This is a genomic window from Nonomuraea sp. NPDC050153, assembly GCF_044460125.1.
Lineage (GTDB): Bacteria > Actinomycetota > Actinomycetes > Streptosporangiales > Streptosporangiaceae > Nonomuraea.
On the sequence record NZ_JBITJQ010000013.1, the window covers coordinates 229,532 to 249,336 of the forward strand.

Consider the following 19,805-nt stretch of genomic DNA (forward strand, 5'->3'; position numbering starts at 1 on the left):
AAAATGGTAGAGGTGAACGACGAAGACCTCAGGCGCGTGCTCGGCCTGCTCTCCCAGGACGACACGTTACGGACCTTCGCCTCGCTGGTGCTGGGCGAGAGCGACGGCCTGTCCCCCAAGACGCTGCGCAAGCTGGCCGGCGGCGGCCTGGCCGTGTGTGACGAGAGCGGCAAGTGGCGGGCCGCGCCCGAGCGGTTCAGGGAGCTGCTGCGGGCGCGGGTCGAGCCGGCGGAGGAGTTGAGCGCCGACGAGCGGGTGCTGCGCACGTTCCTCGTGGACGGCCGGCTGACGACCATGGGCATGCGCCGCGACAAGCGGCTCGTGGTGCTGCGTTACATCGCCACGCTGTTCGAGCCGGGCGTGCGCTACCCGGAGAAGGACGTGAACGTGACGCTGCGCGCCTTCCACGACGACTACGCGGCGCTGCGCCGCTACCTGGTGGACGAGGGCCTGCTGTCCAGGGAGGGCAACGTCTACTGGCGCAGCGGCGGGCCCGTGGAGGTCTAACGGCGCAGGTTGCTGGTCCAGGCGTCGAGCTTGGCCTGCCAGCGCTCCGGGTCCTCCGGCCGCCCCGGCACGCCGGGGCGGGTCTGCCAGGGCAGCGGGCCCTCCGCGTGCCGATACTCCACGCCGATCGCCTCCAGCCGGGGCAGGTGCGCGGCCAGCCGCCGGCGGAAGTCGGCCAGGTCGCGCTCGGGCGAGCTCCACACCGTCTCGCAGAAGGCCGAGAGCCGGGGGAAGGCCATGTAGTCCGCGTGCCGGGCGGAGTCGATCAGCTCCGTCCACAGGCAGCACTGCGCGCCCAGCACCCGGGCGGCCGCCGGTTCGCCGCGCAGCTCGGCGGGCACGGGCTCGAAGGCGTAGACGTCCTCCAGCGTCAGCACCGTCCCGAACGGGACCGGCTCCTCCTCCCCCGGCCCCTGCCGGTAGTCCAGGTAGAGGCTGGTGTTCGAGCAGTTGACCACGTCGTGGCCGCGCCTGGCGGCGGCCACCGCGCCCAGCTCGCCGCGCCATGACGCGACCACCGCGCCCGGCGCGAGGCCGCCCTCCAGGATCTCGTCCCAGCCGACGAGCCGGCGGCCGCGCGCCGTCAGGTAGGCGTCGAACTGGTGGATGAACCAGCTCTGCAGCTCCTCCTCGTCCCGCAGCCCCAGCTCGGCGATGCGCCGCTGGGCCGCGGGGCTGGCCTTCCACTGGTCCTTGCGGCACTCGTCGCCGCCCAGCACGATGTACGGGCTGGGGAACAGCTCCAGCACCTCGTCCAGCACGTCCTGGAAGAACTTGATCGTGCCGTCCTCGACGTTGAGCACGTTGTCGCCGACGCCCCAGGTCGTGCGCACCTCCAGGGGCGTGTCCAGGTTGCCCAGCTCCGGGTAGGCGGCGATGGCGGCCTGGGTGTGGCCGGGCAGGTCGATCTCGGGGACCACCGTCACGTGCCGGGCGGCGGCGTAGGCGACGATCTCCCTGATGTCGTCCTGGGTGTAGTAGCCGCCATGCGGGCGACCGTCCATGGGGCCGTTCCAGCCGGTCCGGCTCTCCTTGCGCCACGCGCCGGCCTCGGTCAGCCTCGGGTGGCGGCGGATCTCGATCCGCCAGCCCTGGTCGTCGGTGAGGTGCAGGTGCAGCACGTTCAGCTTGTGCAGGGCCAGCAGGTCGATGAAGCGGAGCACGTCCCGCTTGACCATGAAGTGCCGGGCGACGTCGAGGAGGCCGCCGCGCCAGCCGAACCTCGGCGCGTCCTCGACGTACGCGCCGGGCACCTCGAAGGGGCCGCCCCCGGCCTTCCTGAAGGCGGCCGGCGGCAGGAGCTGCCGGAAGGTCTGAGCCCCGTAGAAGGCCCCGGCGGGCCCGCCCGCGACGATCTCCACCGTCGGGCCGACGGTCAGCCGGTACGCCTCGGGCGGCAGGTCGCCGAGCGCCAGGGTGATCGTTCCCGAGCCCCCCGGCAGCAGCTCGCCACCGGTCACGGGGGCGAGTTCGCCGCGCAGCCAGGCGGCCACCTCGCCGAGCGCCGGGTCGGCGGCGAGCGAGGTCTCGCGGTCGAGGACGAACACCCCTGGCCTGGGCTCGTGCTTGACGGGCTTGGGAACGATCAGCAACGGTATGTCCTTTCCTAATAGGAAACCTGCACATCCAATGGCCGCCCCACCGTCCTGCCCGGTTGCGGCCGTAGCGGCCGTTCGTGGCAGATTTCCTATTAGTTGCAGGTGATGGCGGCGTCGGCGAAGTCGGCGTGGTCGGAGGTGGCGTTGTCGCCTCCGTTGGTCGCGACCAGCCGGACATATCTGGCGCCCTCGACGGACGCGGTGACCTTGCGGGCGGGCATGGAGCCGGTGAGCACACCCGAGTGGGCGACCCGGCCCCCGTCGGCCCAGACCTCGAAGTCGGCCGAGCCCGCCGCGCCGACCTCGTCGTCGATCCCGGCCTGGAACTCGACGGTCGAGCAGCGCCCGGCGAGGTAGTACTCGATCTCGGCGGGCGCGTGCGCGCCGAGGCCCTTGGCGTACGTGACGCCCTGGATGGTGATCGGCCTGCCGTCGCCGGCCGCCTTGTCGCCGTTGCTGGTGTCCTTCTCGACCGGGCCGAAGTAGTTCTTGGCGCTGGTCCAGGCCACGTCGCTGAGGGAGGTCCGTCCCGGGCCCGGAGCCGTGGCGACCGTCACGACGGCCGCGGCGCTCTGCGTCCCCTGGGTGAAGGTGAGCTCGTAGTTCCCCGGCGTCGCGCCGGCGGGCGGGGTGATCGCCCACTTCACGGTGAACGTCTCGCCGCCGTCGAGCCGCCGCGCCCTGGTGGGCGTGCGCGCGGCGGCCTGCCACCCGTCCGGCACGCGGGCCGCGACCTCGACGTCGCGCAGCCGGGCGGTGGCCCCGGTGTTCGTGACCCGGGTGACGATCTCACCCGGCCTGCCCGGCTCCAGCACCGACGGCCGGTCGTCGCCGAGGAACCTGGGCGGGTCGGCCTCGAACGTCACCAGCGGCGGCGCCTGCTCGCGGCTCTCCGCGACCCGGTAGAGCAGGGCGGCGTGCGCGGGCACCTGGGCCGACAGCTCGCCGTCGGAGGAGGTGACCGCGCCGCTCCACAGCTCCTCGACCCGGTGACGCGAGCCGCCGAGCCTGGTCCCGATGGTGGCCGCCCGGTCGCTCTCGTTGAACAGCGCGATGGCCCGGTCGCCGTTGGCCAGCGGCTTGGACAGCACGTGGTACCAGCCGTCGCTCTTGACGAACGTGCCGTGGACGCCCAGCGGATCCTGGTCCACGGCGACGACCTTGGGGTTGGCCACGACCGAGGGCGGCGCGGCGGCCGGGTCGGCCTGCAGGATCAGCGGCGCGGCGCCGACGGCCCAGAGGGTGAACTGGGCGCGGTACTCGGTCTCGGTCATCCCGCCGCGCCCGGCCTGGATCAGGTCGGGGTCGGCCCAGCTGCCCGGGCCCGCGTACTCGGCCCTGAGCTGGTTGGTCTCCCAGATGTCCACCATCGTGGCGTACGTGTCGGGGATGGGGCGGTTGTAGACGTTCGTCCGCCAGGTGGTGGCGCCCGCGCCCTTGCCCCAGAGCCACGGCACGGTGCTGCCGTCCTCGTTGTTCATGGCGAACACGACGTCCTGGCCGAGGGCCTGGCGCATGCGCGGGTAGAGGACCTGGGCGATCTGCTGCACGTTCTGGCCGGGGAAGTCGGCGGCGGGGATGTTGCACCAGTCGTACTTGACGTAGTCGACGCCCCAGCCCTTGAGCTGCCCGGCGTCGGCGGCCTCGCTCTTGTACGAGCCGGGGCCGCCGCCGGAGCACGCCTTGGTGCCCGCCGACAGGCTGAGGCCGAGTTTCATGCCCTTGCCGTGGACGTAGTCGGCGAGGGCCTTGACGCCGCCGGGGAAGCGGGTGGCGTCCGGGGCCAGGGCGCCGCCCGCGCGCTGCGTGGCCAGCCAGCAGTCGTCGACGATGACGTACCGGTAGCCGAGCGGGACGAGGGGCACGAGGGCGTCGGCGGCCTTGCGTACCGACGCCTCCGAGACCGAGCAGCCGAGCGAGCGGCTGCTCCAGCCCATCGGCGGGCCGGCCGCCGCTTCGGCGGCGCCGGCCAAGGGCACGAAGGGCATGGCGAGGAGGGCCGCCGCGGCGGTGGCCGTGAGGATGCGCATGGGAGTCCTGTCAGACGGGGTTGAGTCTGGCGGCGCCCGGCTCGATGACGAAGGAACCGGAGGTGTAGGCGGGGGCGTACGGCTCGGTGACGCGCGACAGGGACCGGAAGTCGACCTTCATCTCCTGCTGCGTGAGCTTGGCGCGCACGTAGCCGCGGCGGCCGTTGAAGAACTTGACGTGCGGGTTCTCGTCGAGCAGGACCTGGGTGTTGGGGTACTCGTCCAGGCCGTTGCCGGCGCTCGTCACCGAGGTGGTGACCAGCTCGACGGCCACGGACTTCGACTCCGGGTCCTGGAAGTCGCGCTTGACCTCGCCGGCCCAGTGGCTGTGCACGTCGCCGGTGAGCACGACGGCGTTGCGCTGGTAGGTGTCGATGGCGGCCGTCAGGCGGTTGCGGGAGGCGACGTAGCCGTCCCAGCCCTCGTTGGAGTAGCCCTTGCCCTCGCCGTTCGCCCAGTCCATCTCCATGAGGAAGACCTGCTGGCCGAGCAGGTCCCAGGTGGCGCGCGAGCCCTTCAGCTCGCCGTCCAGCCACGCCTCCTGGTCGCGGCCCAGGATCGTGCGGTTGGGCTCCAGGCGGGCGAGGCAGTCGGGGCCGACGGTGCCGCTCTTGCCGGTGCACGCGTACAGGTCGCGGTACTGGCGGGTGTCGAGCAGGTGCAGGTTGGCCACCGCGCCCCAGCGGATGCTGCGGTAGAGCTTGAGCGCCGACCCGTTCGGCTTCTGGGCGCGGCGCAGCGGCATGTTCTCGTAGTACGCCTGGAAGGCGGCGGCCCGGCGGGCGAGGAACGGCGGGTCGGGCTGCTCGGGCACGTCGCCGGCCCAGGCGTTCTCGATGTCGTGGTCGTCCCACACCACGACCCAGGGGGCGATGGCGTGGGCCAGCCGCGACTCGGGGTCGGCCTTGTGCTGGGCGTGGCGTAACCGGTATCCGGCCAGGTCCAAGCACTCGCCGCCGGCCTGGTCGCGGACCGGGTACTTGTAGTCGCCGTACTCGTAGATGTAGTCGCCGAGGAAGGCGATGAGATCGGGCTGGTCCTCGGCCATCCTGCGGTACGGCGTGAACCAGCCCACCTGGTAGTCGGCGCAGGAGGTGAACGACAGGTTGAGGGCGCGGCCGCGAGTGCCGGGGGCGGGGGCGGTGAGCGTGCGGCCGACGGGGCTGATCTCGCCCGCGGCCTTGAAGCGGTAGAAGTACTCGGCGCCCGGTTGGAGTCCGTCGAGCTCGACGTGCACGCTGTGGGCCGCGTCGGTGCGGGCGACCTCGACGCCGCCCCGGACGACGTGCCGGAAGTTCTCGTCCTTGGCGAGCTGCCACTGGACCGGCACCGGGCGGTCGGGCATGCCGCCGAGGCCGTCGAGGGCGATCGGGTTCATGGCGAGCCGGGTCCACAGGACCACGCCGCCGGGCGTGGGCTCGCCCGAGGCGACGCCGAGCTGGAAGGGGTCGGAGAGAGGGGCGCGCCGGACGGCCGCGCGCACGGGTTCGGCACCCAGTGCGGCGGAAATGCCCAGGCTCGCGCCCCCGGCGAACAGAGAACGCCGGGTGATCATGGGGGTCCTCACTTGACGGTGGCGTTGCCTTCGGCCACGGCCTGGTCGGCGGCGGCCTTCGGGGCGAGCTTGCCGAGGTACATCTCGTTGAAGATCTGGTTGAGCTTGGTCTCGAAGCCGGTGAAACCGGTGGTGATCGGCAACGGGAAGGTCGAGCCCTGGGCCTCCTTCTCGAAGGGCGCGACGTCGACCTTCTTCGCCTTCCAGTAGTCGACGTAGCCCTGGCTGAGGCCGTTGAGCGCGGGGAAGACGTAGCCGCCGTCGGCCATCATCTTCTGGGGCTCCTGGGTGCCGAGGTACTCGGCCAGCTTCATGGCCTCCTTGGGGTGCTTGCTCTTGGCGTAGACGGCCTCGGCCAGGCCGTTCAGGTTGACCGAGCGGCCCTGCGGCCCTTCGGGCATGGCCGTGACGCCCATCTCGAACGTGGCCTCCGGCGCCACGAACGGCAACAGCGCGTTGTTGGCGGGGAACATCGCGACCTTGCCCGCCTTGAACATGTCGGTGATCTTGCCGGTGGGCGGGTTCGTCTGGGTGGCGGGCGGGGCGACGTGGTGCTTGTTGACCAGGTCCACGCCGAACTGCAGCGCCTCGACCGACGCCGGGTCGTTGAAGGAGTACTTGCCGAAGGGCTTGTCGACGAGCTTGCCGCCGTTCGAGCTGACCCAGTTCATCCACTGCGTCTGGTAGTGGTTCCAGGAGGCGAAACCGTACGTCTTGACCTTGGCCGGGTCGAAGCCCGCGTCGCCGGGGTGCTTGCCGGCCTCGTCCACGGTGAGCTTGCGCGCGGTGTCGAGCAGGCTGCCGCTGCCGTCCTTGGCCCAGGTCAGCTTCTCGGGCATCTCGACGCCGGCCTGCCTGAACAGGTCCTTGTTGTAGAGCAGGCCGACGATGCCCCAGTCCTTCGGGACGCCGTACAGCTTGTTCTCGTAGGTGAAGGAGCCGACGACGGTCTGGTGGTACTTCGACGCGTCGACCTGGACCGGCGACAGGACGCCCTTGGTGACGTACTCGGGGAACTGGGTGGGGGTCATCCAGAACACGTCCGGCGCGGTGCCCGCGACGACGTCGGCGGTGAGCTTCGTCCAGTACTGGTCGTACGGCAGCAGCTCGATGTCGACGTGGATGCCGGGGTTGGCCTTCTCGAAGGCGGCCATGACCTTCTCGTAGCCGACCTTCTGCTGGTCGTCCCAGAGCCGGTACGTCAACGTGACCTGGTCTGACGCGCCGCCGCCGCCCGAGCCGGAGCCGCAGGAGGTGAGGGCGAGCAGGGCGGCGCCGAGCAGCGCCCAGCGAATCGGGGGGTTGCGCAACATTCGCTGACCTCTTCTTACTTGAGACCCGTGAGGACCACGGACCTGACGATGTGCTTCTGGAAGAAGACGAAGATGGCCACCATCGGCACCAGCGCGATCAGGCTGCCGGCCATCATGAGGTTGTAGTCGACGCCGATGCCCTGCCTGAGCGTGGCGATGGCCACCGTGATGACCTTGGTGTCGTCGCCGCTCGTGATGATCAGCGGCCAGAGGAAGCTGTTCCAGGACGAGATCACGGTGATGATCGCCAGCGTGCCGAGCGCCGGGCGGCAGAGCGGGAGCATGACGCGTACGAGGATCGTCAGCGGGCCCGCCCCGTCGATCCGCGCCGCCTCCTCCAGGCCGGCGGGCAGGGTCTTGAAGAACTGCCGCATCAGGAAGATCCCGTACGGGGTGCCGAGCACGTACGGGGCGAGCAGGCCGTACCAGGTGTTGACCAGATCCAGCTGCCGCATGATCAGGAACAGCGGGATCATGGTGACGGCGCTGGGCACCATCATCGTGGCCACGAACAGCCAGAACAGCGCGTCCCTGCCCCTGAACCGGAGCCGGGCGAACGCGTAGGCGGCGAACGTGGTGAACACCAGCTGCCCGGCCGTCAGCAGCGCCGTCATCACGGCCGTGTTGAGCAGGTAGCGGGGGAAGTCGCCGGCCAGCATCTTCTCCAGGTTGCCCGTGGTCGGCGGCAGCCCCGGCAGCCACGGGGCGGTCTCGCTGAGCTGCCCCTGCGTCTTGAACGCGGTCAGGACCACGAGCAGGTACGGGAAGACGGAGACGAGCGCACCGACGGCGAGCACGGCGTACAGGAGGATTCGCTTGGCCATGGGTCCCTCAGCTCAGGTCGTAGGTGGTGCGCTTGCCGAAGAACCTGACCTGCGCCATCGTCACCAGGAGGATGATCAGGAAGAGCAGCGTCGACAGCGTGGCCGCGTAACCGAAGTCGAACTCCTTGAACGCCGTCTGGTAGATCCGGAAGTTGAGCACCTCGGTGGCGTGGCCGGGGCCGCCGTCCGTCATCGCGAACACCGTGTCGAACACCTGGAAGGAGCCGATCAGGTTCGTCACGCTGACGAAGAACATCGTGGGGTTGAGCAGCGGCAGCGTGACCCGCCAGAACCGCTGGGCCGGGCCGGCCCCGTCGGTCTCGGCCGCGTCGTGCAGCTCCTTCGGGATGCCCTGCAGGCCGGCCAGGAAGAACAGCATGTTGTAGCCGGTGTACTGCCAGATGCTGACCAGCGCGACGGCGGGCAGCGCCCACGTGGGGTCGGACAGCCAGTCGGGGCCGGTGACGCCGACCAGCGCGAGCGCGCTGTTGATGGCGCCGTCACGGGGGTCGAAGATCCAGTTCCAGATCAGGGCGAGGACGATGGGCGTGGCCATCCACGGGACGACGAAGAGCGAGCGGTAGAACCTGACGCCCTTGATGCGCTGGTTGAGCAGCATGGCCAGGGCCAGGGCCAGCACGGTCTGGAGCGGGATGCACAGCAGGACGTACGCGACCGTCACCCCGAGCGAGTGCCACGCCTGCCCGTCGCCCGCCAGCCGCCGGTAGTTGTCGAACCCGACGAACTCGGGGGACGAGAGCAGCTCCCAGTCGAAGAGGCTGAGGACGAGCACGATGAGCATCGGGAGCAGGAGGAACGCGATCACCCCGAGGAGGCTGGGGCCGACGAAGAGGTACGCGTGCCAGCCGCTCCCCCGCCTGCGCCGCCTCCCGGCCACCTTGACGTCCGCCACCAGGTTTCCTCGCGCGGTGTGGCTGGTCACGACGGGTCCGTCGCCGTCGGCACCATGAGCCGCCTGGTCGTCTCCAGGCCCCAGTCGTCCAGCGCCGCGACGGGGTCGCTCGACCCGCGCAGGCCGCCTGTGGCGGCGAGGTGCGCGGCCCACTCCTCGCGCGCCTCCACCTCGGGGCGCAGGATGATGCAGTCGGGGTCGTTCACCCACCAGCGGGCGTGCAGGAACTCGCGCGCCGCGCCGGTGAGCCGGGCCCCGAGCTGGGACGGCTGGCTGATGTCGCCGGACTTGGGCTGCACGGTCGGCGCGATGTCCGGGCTGACCCGCATGATGTCCACCAGGCCGATGCTGGGCAGCATGGGCGCGCCGCACCCGTGCAGGGTCGCGTCCGCGCCGGCGCCCCGGCGGATCAGCTCCAGGCCGCGCCGGTACGCGGCGATCGGGTCGAGGTCCTCGTGCCGCCCGCCAGCGAGGGCTCCCGCGTAGACGAAGTCGAGCTTGAAGTGGCTGATGCCCATGGCGCCGAACGTGCGGAAGACATTGACGAGATGCTCGGCCGCCTCCGGGTGGGTGACGTCGAGCACGGCCAGCTCCTGGTCCCACATGCGCCCGGCGTACGCGCCCCGGACCAGCCAGTCGGGGTGCTCGCGGAAGATCCGGCTGCGGTGGCCGACGAGGAACGGCGCGGTCCAGATCCCGGCCCGCCGCCCGGCGCCGGTGACGGCGTCCACGGCCCGCGCCAGCGAGCCGAATTCCGGCCGCCCCTCCAGCCAGTCGCCGATCTCGGCCTCGTAACCGTCGTCGATGAGGAACATGTCGGCGCCCAGGCCGAGGCGTTCGGACTGCTGGAGGTTCTCGATGACGTCGGCGTCGGTGACCTTGTCCCAGTAGCCGTACCAGGTGCACCACATGGGCGGGACGGCGGGGAACGCGCGCTGCTCCGCCATGGTGTCCGCCCAGTCGCGGAGGGCCTGGTCCAGGCCGCCTTCGGCGCGGTGGTGGCGTACCGGGCCGTCGGCGGAGACCACCAGGCGGTCGCCCTCCGCGCGCGCCCTGATCGAGGGCACCCGCAGGGGGCTCGGCGCGGACCAGAGCTCGACGGAGCCGTCGCCCGGCTCGACGGCGAGCAGCCCCTCGCCCTGGAACACCCCCGGGGGGATGGGGGTCTCGGGGCGGTAGGCGAGGATCTGGATGGTCTCGTCGGCGGGCCGGGGCGGGGCGTCCGTCAGGCGGTACGCGCCGGTGGGGCTCCACGACTGCCAGCCGTGCTCGAACACCCGCGCCTCGCCAGGGCCGCACCCGATCTCGCCGATGTCTTCGAACGACATCCTCAATCCTCTCGACTTACGAAGGAGCGCTTCATTAGTAGCACCGGCGCTCTCGCGGGGTCAATGACGGATTTTTGCTGAAGTAACAGCAGATGGAGGCTGCGCATACAACTGCCGATCGCTGGCATAATCTCTGGTTACAGAGGAGACCTACTTAAGGACTTGAGGACGGCGATGGCGGACGTTCGCGGCGGCGACCTGTCCCGGCTGCGGCAGCTCAACTCGCTGACGGCCATCCGGGAGCTGCGCAGGGCGGGACCGCTCACCCTGTCGGCGCTCGCCGAGCGCACCGGCCTGTCCCGGCCGTCCATGAAGGAGGTCACCGACGAGCTCATGGGGCTGGGCTGGGTGGAGGAGGTGCCGCCGAGCCCCGGCACGATGGGCCGGCCGGCGCGCCGCTACCGCTTCCGCGCCGACAGCGGCTACCTGGTCGGGGTGGACATAGGGGGTCACAACATCCGCGCCGCCCTGTCCGACCTGGACGGCGAGATCCTCGCCGAGACCCGGCAGCCGGTGCTGCCCGACGACCCGATCGAGGAGCGTCTGGCCGCGATCGAACGCGCCGTCTCCGGCTGCCTGGCGCTCAGCCGTACGTCGGTCTCCGACCTGTGGCTGGTCTCGGTGGGCACCGTCGGCGTGATCGACGTCGAGGGGCGCGTCATCTACTCGGCCGCCGTGCCCGCCTGGCGCGACCTCGACCTCGCGGGCAAGCTGCGCGAGATGTTCCCCTGCCAGATCCTCATCGAGAACGACAGCCGCCTGGCCGCCATGGCCGAGACCCGGCGCGGGGTGGCCAAGGGCGCCAAGGACGTGGTGTTCCTGCACGTCGGCCGGCGCATGGGAGCAGGGCTGATCATCGGCGGGAAGGTGCACCGGGGGTTCGGGGCGGCGGCCGGGGAGATCTCCATGCTGCCCGAGGCCCGCTGGTTCGACCCCGCCGAACACCTCAACACCTGCCCGTCCCTCCCCGAGGGCACCCCGCCCGAGGACGCGGCCGGGTGGACGCTGGCCGCCGCCCGCAACGGCGACCCGGTGGCGCTCGCAGCCGTGGAGCGGTACGTGGACGATCTGGCGGTGGGCACGGCCGCGATGGTGCTCATCCTGGACCCGCAGATGGTGGTGCTGGGAGGCGGCTTCTCCCGGTCGTCCGACGTGCTGCTGGAGCGGCTGCGGGTGCGGTTGGAGCGTACGTGCATGCGGATGCCGGAGGTGCGGGCTTCCACGCTGGGGGACGAGTGCGTGGTGGTGGGCGCCATCGACTACGCGGTCGACCACCTGGACGCCCAGCTCTTCACCCCCGACAAGGGCCCCCTCCCCGTCACCCGCTGACCCCCTCCGCCCACCGACCGCCTTGGGTCAGGGGTGTGTGCGCAGGCGGGCGCGGTAGTCGCGGGGCGGTAGGCCGTACTCGCGCCGGAAAGCCCGGCTGAAGTGGAACGGGCTGACGAAGCCGGACGCCGCCGCCACCTGCCCCACGTCCAGGTCCGTCACCTCCAGCAGGCTCGCGGCGTGCCGTACCCGCGCCTCCCGGACGGCCTGCATCGGGCTGCGCCCGGTCTCGGCTGTGAACAGGTGGGCGAAGCGGGACGGCGAGAGCGCGACGGCGCGCGCGAGCGAGGCGACCGAATGCGGCGCGCCGGGCTCGGCGGCGATCAGGGCCAGCACCCGGCGTACCCGCTCGTCGCCCTCCTCCGGCCGCCGCGCCCCCTCGGGCCGTGCGGAGGCGGTGGCCAGGACGAGCGCCTCCTCGACGGCCCCCAGCACCAGCTCCCGCGCCGGCCCCGCCACCACCACGGCGGGCACCCGCGCCTCGGCGACGCCCGCTCCCGAACCGGACGTCTCAGCGGGGCGGAACGTGCCGGGCAGGGGCGCGTCCGGCACCCATCGGGCGTCCTGGAGCGCGCGCTCGAACGCCAGGCCCATCCGTGCGTGCACGCCCGCCGGCACACCTCCGACCAGATGGCACCCGTCCCCCCGGGCGAACGGCCCCAGCCAGGCCGTCCACGAGGGACGGGGCTGGAAGTGCACCCACCAGAACCGCCACCGCCGCGCCCCCGGCAGCACCCGGTAGTACTGCGACACCCCGGACCCGAGCACCACCAGGTCCCCGGCCCGGACCGCGAAGGACGCCCCGCCCTGCTCCACGAACCCCGCCCCCGCCTCCGTCCACAGCAGCAGCCAGCTCGGCGACCCGGCAGGGCGGCGCGTGGCGTACCCCGGCGCCTTGTCGTAGTGGCCGACGATCGTCAGCTCGGCAGCAGGAACAGACATGTCCTCAGCGGTCACAGGCATACCGTTCCCCGATCCCGGTATCTAGCGTGGAAAACATGAGGCTCAACGACTTCCACGATCAGGGGTACGTGATCGTGCCCGGCCTCCTCGCTCCGGAGGAGGTCGCCGAGTTGCGCGACGAGTTCATGGCGCTGCACGCCAAGGGGCCGATCCCAGGTCACTTCTCCCCGCAGCCGCAGGAACCCGGCCGGCCGTACGACATCCTTCGCGACTACCCGCGGATCATGCACCCCCATCAGGTGAACGGTCTGGCCCTGCGATATCTGCTCGACACCCGCATCGCCGCGATTCTCCGCGACATCCTAGGAGAGGAGCCGATAGCAGCCCAGAGCATGTTCTACTTCAAGCCGCCGGGCGCCAGGGGCCAGGCGCTGCATCAGGACAACTTCTACCTCCGGGTGGAGCCGGGCACGTGCGTGGCCGCGTGGGTGGCGCTCGACCGCGTGGACCGGGCGAACGGCGGCCTCGAGGTCGTGCCGGGGACGCATCTCATGGACCTGTTCTGCCCGGAGGAGGCGGACCAGGACATCTCCTTCACCAGGGAGTACGTGCCGCCGCCGCCCGGCCTGGCGAAGGTGCCGGTCGACATGGAGCCGGGGGACGTGCTGTTCTTCAACGGCAGCCTGGTGCACGGGTCGGAGCCGAACAGCACGGCCGACCGGTTCAGGCGCAGCTTCATCTGCCATTACGTGGGGCGCTCGGCCGAGCGGATCGCCGAGTACTACCCGACGCTCACGATGTCGGGCGAGCCCGTCCGGCTGGAGGCTTCCGTCGGCGGCGGCCCCTGCGGCACCGAGGTCACCGGACCGCACTAGGTCACACCCATCGAACCGTATGGTGTACGGTACAGCGTACAGTTCGATGCGAGAGGACCAAGTGTGAACATGACGGCGAAGTGGCGGGCCGGGGTCGCGGGCACGAGCATGATCGCGGCCCTGACGGCGGGGACGGGGCCCGCGACGGCCGGCTCCGGGGCCGGCTCCCCAGGCTGCGAGCAGGTCTCCGTGGCCGTGCCGCTCACCGCGGGCGGCCCCCTGGACCAGCGGGTGGCCGGCACCCTCTGCCGCCCCCGCGGCGGCGCCCAGGCGATCCAGATCCTGGTCCCCGGCGGCACGTACGACCGGTCCTACTGGCTACGACGCGGCGGGAACGGGCCGTCGTTCGCCGAGACCATGGTCCGGGGCGGGTACGCCGTCCTGGCGATCGACCGGCTCGGGTCCGGCCGCAGCTCCTGGCCGGCCGGGACCGCCATGCGGCCGGACAGCCACCAGGCCTCGCTCCGCCAGGTGGTGCTCGCGGCCCGCCAGGGCACGCTCGACGGGCAGCGGTACCGGCGCGTGGTGGCCGTGGGCAACTCCGTCGGCTCCACGATCATCCGCGGCGTCCAGATCCGCCATCCGGACGCGCTGGACGGCATCATCCTGACCGGCGAGTCCAGCACCCCGAACGAGCGCGCCTTCGAGGAGTTCGCCGGGGCGATCCACCCGGCCGCCCAGGACCCGCGCCTGGCCTCACGCAAGCTGGACGAGGCGTACTACACCACCCGCCCCGGCACCCGCGCCGACTGGTTCTACCACCGGCCGGGCGCGCGCGCCGCCGTCATCTCACGCGACGAGGCGACCAAGGAACCCGACACCTTCCTCGAATCCCTCCCGCCCGTCACCGACAACCGCCTCATCCGCGTACCCACCATGATCATGGTCGGCCAGTACGACCGGCTGCTCTGCGGCGAGGGCGCCACGGACTGCACGAGCACGGCGGCCCTGCAGGCGCAGCAGAAGCGCTGGTACCCGGACACGCCCCTGGAGGCGACGCTGATCCCCGGCACCGGCCACGTGCTCACCCTCCACCGCACCGCCCCGGCCTCGTCCGCCCAGGCCCTCGACTGGGTCCGGCGCAATGTCCGCTGATCCCGCGGTCAACCGCCGGAGATGTCGGACTCCGCGTCGCCGTCGGGGATCACGCAGTCCCAGGGGTCGTCCAGCCAGCCGTCCGGCAGCAGCACCTTGGCCCGCTCCCCCGACTTCCCCCGGGGCGTGTCGGTGTTCGGCGGCCACGGCTGGTCGTGCTCCAGCTTCGCCAGCCCCTCGCGCAGCCCGTCGAGCGACTCGGCCGTGGCCAGCTCCCGCCGCAGCTCGCTCCCGACCGTGAACCCCTTCAGATACCACCCGACGTGCTTGCGGAAGTCGGCGACGGCGTAGCGCTCGATGTCGAAGCACTCGGTCAGCCCTTCGGCGTGCCTGGCCATCACCTCGGCGACCTCGCCGAGCGCAGGCCGGGCCCGCTCGGGGCGGCCGTTGAACGCGTTCTCCAGATCCTTGAACAACCACGGCCGCCCCAGGCACCCCCGACCCACCACGACCCCGTCGCACCCCGTGCGCGCCACCATCCGCAGGGCGTCGTCGGCGCACCAGATGTCGCCGTTCCCCAGCACGGGGATCTCCGGCACGGCCTCCTTGAGCCGGGCGATGGCCTCCCAGTCGGCCACGCCCCCGTAGTGCTGCTTGGCCGTACGGGCGTGCAGCGCGATGGCCGCGACGCCCTCCTCGGCCGCGATCCGCCCCGCGTCGAGATAGGTCAGGTGATCGTCGTCGATCCCCTTGCGCATCTTCACCGTGACGGGCAACGACCCCGCGTTGGCCACCGCCTCCCGCAGGATCCGCCGCAGCAGATTCCTCTTGTACGGCAGCGCGGACCCGCCCCCGCGCCTGGTCACCTTGGGCACGGGGCAGCCGAAGTTCAGGTCGACGTGGTCGGCCAGGTCCTCCTCGGCGATCATCTTGACCGCCCGCCCCACGACGTCGGGATCCACCCCGTACAGCTGGATGCTCCTGGGCCGCTCCGACTCCGCGAACCTGATCATCCGCAGCGTCTTCGGATTGCGCTCGACCAGCGCGCGCGTCGTGATCATCTCGCAGACGAACAGCCCCGCGCCCTGCTCCCTGCACAGCACCCGGAACGGCGCGTTCGTGATGCCCGCCATCGGCGCCAGCACCACGGGCGGCCAAACCCCAATCGGCCCAATCTTCACCTCGTCAGTTGTAGCGCAGGTCAGGCCGTAACAGGTATTCGCAGATAGTCTGTTATTCGCATCTTCAGGGGAGGGATGGATGCTTCTTCGCGTACGCGTTGCGCTGCCCGACAGGCCGGGTTCGCTCGCTCAGGTGACCAAGGTGCTGGGGGCCTCGGGGGCCGACATCACGCAGGTCACCGTGCTCGACCGGGGCGCCGGCACGGCCGTCGACGACATCACTGTCTTCTGCCCGGAGAGCACCCCCCGGCAGTCGCTGGTCAAGAGCCTGGAGACGGTGGAGGGCGTGGCGGTCGAGGGCATCTGGACCACCAGGGAGGCGCCGGGCACGTACCCCGAGCTGGAGATTCTCAAGTACATCACCACGGCGGGCGACCGCGCTCTCACCACGCTCGTCGACTCCCTGCCCGTCCTCTTCAGCGCCGACTGGGCCGCCATGACGGCCGGCCGGCGCGTCGTCTACGCCAGCTGGCGCGCCCCCAAAGACCTGGTCGTCCCGGAGGAGACGCCCTCCCGCCCGACGGCCGTCACCTTCGAGGAGGGGCTGCACGTCATCCACGCCCCGCTGCCGCCGCTGGCCCTCGCCCTCCTCCTGGCCCGCTCGGAAGGCCCCGCCTTCCACCGCATCGAGGTCCACCGCCTCACCCGCATCCTGGAGATCTTCCTCAGCCTGCCCGCCACGGAGCGGAGCGTGGCACGCCAGCTCCGCAAGTAGCCGGACGCGGCCCAGCGGTAACCATCCGGTCGGCAGACGCGCTAGAGTTGTTCAGGCAGCAACGCGGAAGTGGCTCAGTGGTAGAGCATCACCTTGCCAAGGTGAGGGTCGCGGGTTCGAATCCCGTCTTCCGCTCGGCGAGATCGGTTCGACTCGGTGGCGTGGCCGAGAGGCGAGGCAGCGGCCTGCAAAGCCGTCCACACGGGTTCAAATCCCGTCGCCACCTCACTGGACGATTAGCTCAGCGGGAGAGCGCTTCCCTGACACGGAAGAGGTCACTGGTTCAATCCCAGTATCGTCCACCATGCGAGACAGCCCCAGGTAGCGAAAGCACCTGGGGTTTCTTGTCTCGGGTGCGCGGCTGACGGTGAAGTCGGTCTCTACGCGGTGCGCCTGCGGGCCGATTCCTGCTCTTCCGGCGACAGCGCCTCGGCGACCAGCAGGCGCGGCAGCAGTTCAGGCTCCAGGGTCATCGCCCGGAAGACGAGTGCGACGGTCACATCGTGCTCGGGCCGGTGCACGATCTCGACGGGGTCACCGGCGCGGATGTCGCCGGGCTCGATCACGCGCAGATACGCCCCCGGCCGTGCGGCCCGCGTGAAACGCTTGATCCAGCCGTCACGCTCCAGCCAGCCCTGGAAGGTCGCGCACGGAATCCGCGCGCACGACACCTCCAGGACGACATCCGGCCCGATCCGCCAACGCTCACCGATCAGGGCACCGTTGACGTCCAGGCCCAGGCTCGTGAGGTTCTCCCCGAAGCCGCCGTTCGCGAGCGGCCTGCCCAGCTCTGTCTGCCAGGTGTCGAGATCCTCGCGGGCGTACGCGTAGACGGCCTGGTGAACACCGCCATGATGCTTCACGTCGTACACCCGATCGCCGGCGAGACCGACCTCACCGGTGCCCTTCGGGCCAGGGGCTTTCACGGCGACCGGGCCGTGAACGGGCCGCTTGTCGATGCCCGTCGTGCCCACGCCCTTCCACGGGTTGGACCGGGGTCTGCCGATATTGACGGAGAGCAGCTTCATGAGCGTGACGGTACGACCCCGTCCACGCTCTCGCGACTCATTTGCGTGAAGCGTCCCCGTCCTGGAAGGTCGTGCTTTTCTGGAGAGGGCCTGGGTGGTGATAATGGTCCGCGCGTTCGGGGTTGGTGGCTGTTAGCGTTATCGGCAAGGGGGTGAGCCTCCGTGAGATCCAGGGACGGCAGGCCTGCGGTGCTCATGGACGTCGCCGTGCTCGCCGGAGTCTCGGCCATGACCGTGTCGCGTGTGCTCAACGCGCCGGACCGGGTGCGGGCCGAGACCAGGGCGCGCGTGCTGGCCGCCGTACAGGAGCTCGACTACCGGCCCAATCAGGCCGCGCGGCAGCTCGTCACCGGGCGGTCCGGGGTGCTCGGGGTGGTGAGCATCGACACCACCCTGTACGGGCCCGCCTCCACGCTCTACTGCATCGAGCAGGCCGCCAGGAACGCCGGGTTCAACGTGAGCATCGCCAGCCTGCCCTCGCTCAGCCGCAGGTCCATGGAGGAGGGCGTGGAACGGCTGCGCGACCAGGCCGTGGACGGTGTGATCATCGTCGCCCCGCACGAGTCGGCCGCCGACGGGCTGCGGCATCTGCCGGCCGAGATGCCCGTGGTCGCGGTCGACGCCGGGGACGACATCCCCGTGCCCGTCGCCAAGGTGGACCAGCGGACCGGGGCCGTCCGGGCCACCCGCCACCTGCTCAGCCTCGGCCACCGGACGGTGTGGCACGTGGCCGGGCCGGCCGACTGGCTCGACGCCAACGGGCGCATCGAGGGGTGGCGGAGCGTGCTGGAGTCCGCCGACCGGCCGGTGCCCGAGGTGCTGCGCGGCGACTGGAGCTCGCGTTCCGGCTACCAGCTCGGGCAGCAGCTGGCCCAGGATCCCGAGGTCACCGCCGTGTTCGTGGCCAACGACCAGATGGCGCTCGGCGTGCTGCGCGCCCTGCGTGAGGCCGGGCGGCGGGTGCCGGAGGACGTGAGCGTGGCCGGGTTCGACGACATCCCCGAGTCGGCCTACTTCTGGCCGCCGCTGACGACCGTGCGGCAGGACTTCGGCGAGGTCGGCCGGCACGCCTTCCACCTGCTGCTGGACCGGATGGCGGGAGCCGAGGCCGACGCGCGGCGGCTGGTCGAGCCCGAGCTGGTCGTGCGGGAGAGCACCGCCCCCGCCCCGAAGCCGTAGGTGCGGGGATCGATCAGCCGGTGAAGGCCGCGGCGTGCTCCCGAGCCCAGTCGGCGAAGGGGCGGGCGGGGTGTCCGGTCAGCTCCTCAACGGTCCGCGTGATCTCCACGGGCCGGCCGTCGTTGGACTGCCACCAGTCCAGCAGCGGGTCGGCGTACGAGGCGGGGATGTACTCGGCCATCTCCTCCTTCCATTCCTCGCGGCTGAGGTGCTTGACGGGGATGTCGCGGCCCGTCACCTCGGACAGGATGTCGATCTGCTGGGCGAAGGTGAGGGACTGCGGCCCGGTCAGGGTGTGCGAACGGCCGCTCAGGGCGGGGTCGGTGAGCACGGCGAGCGCCGCCTCGGCGACGTCGGCCTCGTGGATCGGGTCGTTGTGGGAGCCGGGGTAGGGCAGGCCGACGGGCAGGCCGGATTTGACGGACCAGGCCCAGCCCAGCGTGTTGCCCGCGAAGGACCCGGGCCGCAGCGAGGTGGCGCGGACCGGGGAGGCCTCCAGGGCCCGCTCCACCTCCAGGTGCGACTTGGCGAGCGGGTTGCTGTCGGGGTCGGGGGTGAGGACGGCGGAGGAGGACAGCAGCACGATGTGCTCGACGCCGGCGCGGGCGGCCTCTTCGGCGAAGGCGCCCGCGCAGGACGGTTCGGCGTAGAGGAAGACCGAGGTCACCCCCTTCAGCGCGTCGGGGAAGGTCGCCGGGTCGGTGAGGTCGCATTTGAGGGTCTGCGGGTCGTCGGGTCTGCTGGAGGCCGGGCGGGCGTCAAGGCCGCGGTCGCGCAGCAGGGTGATGAGGCTCCGGGCGACGGAGCCGCGGCTGCCGGTGACGAGGACGGTCATGAGGGGGTGTTCCTTTCGCGCTGCTTTCCGCATGGGGCGGATAGAATGCATACGTGACACATACAGTGTGTCGCACAAATATTGTGTGACGCACATAAATTGAGGCATGAAGGGGCCGGATGTCAAACCGAGCCGAGCTGCTGGCGCGCGTCGTCACCGAGAGCCGGCGGCACTACGCCGCGTACGTGCTGTTCAACCAGGCACTGGCCGACCATCTGGGCCTGCACCCCACCGACCTGCAGTGCGTTTCCCTGCTCGACCTGGAGTCCGGCCCGGTGAGCACCGGGGAGATCGCCACGTTGACCGGCCTGACCCCCGGGTCCGCCTCCCGGCTGGTCGACCGTCTGGAGAAAGCGGGCTTCGTCGTACGGCGGGCCGATCCGGACGACCGCAGACGTGCCCTGGTCGCGCTGGCCCCCGACGCCCGGACCAGGATCGCGGCGGCCTGGGACGTCCCCGGGGACGCCTTCGGGGAAGTCCTCGACCGCTATGACGACGACGAGCTCGCGATCATCGCGGACTACCTCGGGCGCGCCATCGACGTGGGTCAGGAGCAGGCGCGGCGTCTCGCCTCCGCCGGCCCGTCCCGCGCCTGACCGGGCATCCGCCCCCCGATGACCTGTCGATCGACGAAGGCGCGCACGAGGACGGCGCCGC

The 19,805-nt window shown here is 71.2% G+C and carries 18 protein-coding genes and 3 tRNA genes; 10 read left to right on the forward strand and 11 right to left on the reverse strand.

The genetic code is table 11. From position 1 onward, the window contains the following. Window positions 1–3 precede the first annotated feature (3 nt). The gene (locus ACIBQ1_RS30220; RefSeq protein WP_397282683.1) at window positions 4–507 is read left to right on the forward strand and encodes a DUF2087 domain-containing protein; all 504 of its coding nucleotides are present in this window, start codon (window positions 4–6) and stop codon (window positions 505–507) included. Here ACIBQ1_RS30220 and ACIBQ1_RS30225 read toward each other — a convergent pair. The 7 genes from ACIBQ1_RS30225 to ACIBQ1_RS30255 all read right to left on the reverse strand — a co-directional run bounded on the left by ACIBQ1_RS30225 (window position 504) and on the right by ACIBQ1_RS30255 (window position 10,068). After that, window positions 504–2,105 carry a beta-N-acetylhexosaminidase gene (locus ACIBQ1_RS30225; protein ID WP_397282738.1) on the reverse strand — a complete coding sequence of 534 codons (1,602 nt, stop codon included), beginning with the start codon at window positions 2,103–2,105 and terminating at the stop codon, window positions 504–506. The genes ACIBQ1_RS30220 and ACIBQ1_RS30225 overlap by 4 nt on opposite strands. A 92-nt stretch (window positions 2,106–2,197) precedes the next feature. After that, window positions 2,198–4,135 (reverse strand): NPCBM/NEW2 domain-containing protein, encoded by a 1,938-nt coding sequence (locus ACIBQ1_RS30230; protein WP_397282684.1) that lies wholly within the window; start codon window positions 4,133–4,135, stop codon window positions 2,198–2,200. Between the two features lie 10 nt (window positions 4,136–4,145). Further along, window positions 4,146–5,690 carry an alkaline phosphatase D family protein gene (locus ACIBQ1_RS30235; RefSeq protein ID WP_397282685.1) on the reverse strand — a complete coding sequence of 515 codons (1,545 nt, stop codon included), beginning with the start codon at window positions 5,688–5,690 and terminating at the stop codon, window positions 4,146–4,148. Window positions 5,691–5,698: 8 nt separating this feature from the next. Continuing rightward, on the reverse strand, window positions 5,699–7,003 hold the full coding sequence (locus tag ACIBQ1_RS30240; RefSeq protein ID WP_397282686.1) for an ABC transporter substrate-binding protein: 1,305 nt from the start codon (window positions 7,001–7,003) through the stop codon (window positions 5,699–5,701). Window positions 7,004–7,017: 14 nt separating this feature from the next. Continuing rightward, window positions 7,018–7,827 (reverse strand): carbohydrate ABC transporter permease, encoded by an 810-nt coding sequence (locus tag ACIBQ1_RS30245; RefSeq protein ID WP_397282687.1) that lies wholly within the window; start codon window positions 7,825–7,827, stop codon window positions 7,018–7,020. 7 nt (window positions 7,828–7,834) lie between these two features. Further along, window positions 7,835–8,770 carry a carbohydrate ABC transporter permease gene (locus tag ACIBQ1_RS30250; RefSeq protein ID WP_397282688.1) on the reverse strand — a complete coding sequence of 312 codons (936 nt, stop codon included), beginning with the start codon at window positions 8,768–8,770 and terminating at the stop codon, window positions 7,835–7,837. Further along, on the reverse strand, window positions 8,767–10,068 hold the full coding sequence (locus tag ACIBQ1_RS30255; RefSeq protein WP_397282689.1) for a glycoside hydrolase family 36 protein: 1,302 nt from the start codon (window positions 10,066–10,068) through the stop codon (window positions 8,767–8,769). The genes ACIBQ1_RS30250 and ACIBQ1_RS30255 overlap by 4 nt, the downstream gene beginning before the upstream one ends. Window positions 10,069–10,242: 174 nt before the next feature. Here ACIBQ1_RS30255 and ACIBQ1_RS30260 point away from each other — a divergent pair, with 174 nt between their 5' ends. Beyond that, a complete protein-coding gene (locus ACIBQ1_RS30260; RefSeq protein ID WP_397282690.1) occupies window positions 10,243–11,397 on the forward strand; it encodes an ROK family protein in 1,155 nt (384 codons plus the stop codon). Window positions 11,398–11,424: 27 nt separating this feature from the next. Here the strand turns inward: ACIBQ1_RS30260 and ACIBQ1_RS30265 are convergent, their stop codons facing one another. Then, window positions 11,425–12,339, reverse strand: a complete 915-nt coding sequence (locus ACIBQ1_RS30265) for a helix-turn-helix domain-containing protein (RefSeq protein WP_397282691.1) — start codon at window positions 12,337–12,339, stop codon at window positions 11,425–11,427. A 56-nt stretch (window positions 12,340–12,395) separates the two neighbouring features. Between ACIBQ1_RS30265 and ACIBQ1_RS30270 the strand changes: the two genes are divergently transcribed. Continuing rightward, window positions 12,396–13,175: a phytanoyl-CoA dioxygenase family protein gene (locus ACIBQ1_RS30270; protein ID WP_397282692.1), complete on the forward strand. Its 780-nt coding sequence runs from the start codon at window positions 12,396–12,398 to the stop codon at window positions 13,173–13,175. Between the two features lie 69 nt (window positions 13,176–13,244). Further along, window positions 13,245–14,270 carry an alpha/beta hydrolase gene (locus ACIBQ1_RS30275; protein WP_397282739.1) on the forward strand — a complete coding sequence of 342 codons (1,026 nt, stop codon included), beginning with the start codon at window positions 13,245–13,247 and terminating at the stop codon, window positions 14,268–14,270. An 8-nt stretch (window positions 14,271–14,278) separates the two neighbouring features. On the opposite strand, the gene dusB is transcribed toward ACIBQ1_RS30275, so the two are convergent. After that, window positions 14,279–15,391 (reverse strand): tRNA dihydrouridine synthase DusB, encoded by a 1,113-nt coding sequence (gene dusB / locus ACIBQ1_RS30280; protein WP_397282693.1) that lies wholly within the window; start codon window positions 15,389–15,391, stop codon window positions 14,279–14,281. A gap of 79 nt (window positions 15,392–15,470) precedes the next feature. On the opposite strand from dusB, the gene ACIBQ1_RS30285 reads away from it, so the two are divergent. From ACIBQ1_RS30285 to ACIBQ1_RS30300, 4 genes are all read left to right on the forward strand, one after another. Further along, window positions 15,471–16,106, forward strand: coding sequence for an ACT domain-containing protein (locus ACIBQ1_RS30285; RefSeq protein ID WP_397282694.1), 636 nt, complete (start codon window positions 15,471–15,473; stop codon window positions 16,104–16,106). A 63-nt stretch (window positions 16,107–16,169) separates the two neighbouring features. Then, window positions 16,170–16,241: transfer RNA gene (locus ACIBQ1_RS30290), tRNA-Gly, on the forward strand. Window positions 16,242–16,261: 20 nt separating this feature from the next. Then, a tRNA-Cys gene (locus ACIBQ1_RS30295) sits at window positions 16,262–16,332 on the forward strand. A 4-nt stretch (window positions 16,333–16,336) separates the two neighbouring features. Beyond that, window positions 16,337–16,411, forward strand: a tRNA-Val gene (locus ACIBQ1_RS30300). Between the two features lie 75 nt (window positions 16,412–16,486). Here the strand turns inward: ACIBQ1_RS30300 and ACIBQ1_RS30305 are convergent. Then, the gene (locus ACIBQ1_RS30305; protein WP_397282695.1) at window positions 16,487–17,080 is read right to left on the reverse strand and encodes an MOSC domain-containing protein; all 594 of its coding nucleotides are present in this window, start codon (window positions 17,078–17,080) and stop codon (window positions 16,487–16,489) included. A gap of 249 nt (window positions 17,081–17,329) precedes the next feature. Between ACIBQ1_RS30305 and ACIBQ1_RS30310 the strand changes: the two genes are divergently transcribed. After that, the gene (locus ACIBQ1_RS30310; RefSeq protein ID WP_397282740.1) at window positions 17,330–18,313 is read left to right on the forward strand and encodes a LacI family DNA-binding transcriptional regulator; all 984 of its coding nucleotides are present in this window, start codon (window positions 17,330–17,332) and stop codon (window positions 18,311–18,313) included. Window positions 18,314–18,326: 13 nt separating this feature from the next. Here the strand turns inward: ACIBQ1_RS30310 and ACIBQ1_RS30315 are convergent, their stop codons facing one another. Further along, window positions 18,327–19,148 carry an SDR family oxidoreductase gene (locus ACIBQ1_RS30315; protein WP_397282696.1) on the reverse strand — a complete coding sequence of 274 codons (822 nt, stop codon included), beginning with the start codon at window positions 19,146–19,148 and terminating at the stop codon, window positions 18,327–18,329. Between the two features lie 119 nt (window positions 19,149–19,267). Between ACIBQ1_RS30315 and ACIBQ1_RS30320 the strand changes: the two genes are divergently transcribed. Then, window positions 19,268–19,744 (forward strand): MarR family winged helix-turn-helix transcriptional regulator, encoded by a 477-nt coding sequence (locus ACIBQ1_RS30320; protein ID WP_397282697.1) that lies wholly within the window; start codon window positions 19,268–19,270, stop codon window positions 19,742–19,744. Window positions 19,745–19,805: the final 61 nt, after the last annotated feature.